General features: G+C 44.0%; 1 protein-coding gene. It reads left to right on the top strand.

Annotated features, from left to right (window positions below; translation table 11 throughout):
* Nucleotides 1-855: peroxidase family protein (locus tag A3729_RS08430; RefSeq protein WP_304439705.1), on the top strand; the 855-nt coding region annotated here is incomplete at both ends.

Below are 855 nucleotides of genomic sequence, written 5' to 3'. Positions count from 1 at the left end.
AAAGGTCCTAATTCCTGGCTCATTAACACCATCGCATTATTTGATCCTGAAAAAGCTGAACAGTTAAGCACGCCAGGCGCAATTGACCATATCCTTGGTGGTTTGGTTGGCCAAAGCAAACCAAATAATTATGATGTTCCTTATGTACTGACTGAGGAATTCGTTGCGGTTTATCGTATGCACCCATTACTACGTGATGCGGTAGATATCTACGATATCGGTTCAAATGTTGTTTCTGAGCGTATCAATATTGAAGACACGCGTGATGGCGATGCAGAAGATATTCTCGATAATCAGGGCGGCGATCGTCTATGGTACTCCTTCGGCATTACTCACCCAGGTTCCTTGACGCTAAACAACTATCCTGAGTTTTTGCGTAACCTTTCAATGCCGTTAATTGGCGATATTGACTTGGCAACAATCGATATTATTCGTGACCGTGAGCGTGGTGTACCACGTTACAACGAATTCCGTCGCCAGATTGGTTTGAATCCGATTACCAAGTTTGAGGATTTAACTGAAGACCCTACAACTTTGACTGAATTGAAGCGTGTTTATAACAATGACATTGAGCAGATCGATGCTTTGGTGGGTCAGCTAGCTGAAACAGTGCGTCCTGATGGCTTTGCCTTTGGTGAGACGGCTTTCCAGGTCTTTATCCTGAATGCTTCTCGTCGTTTGATGACAGACCGTTTCTATACTGAAAGCTATACACCTGAAGTGTACACGCAAGAAGGTATCGACTGGGTAGAAAATAACACCATGGTTGACGTGATTCGTCGTCACTTCCCCGAGCTAGAGTTAAGCTTAACGGGTGTAGATAATGCCTTTAAACCATGGGGTTTGAAGATTCCA

The organism is Oleiphilus sp. HI0043 (assembly GCF_001634935.1).
The sequence above is the reverse complement of the archived record's forward strand: the minus strand, read 5'-3'. Positions and strand labels throughout refer to the sequence as shown.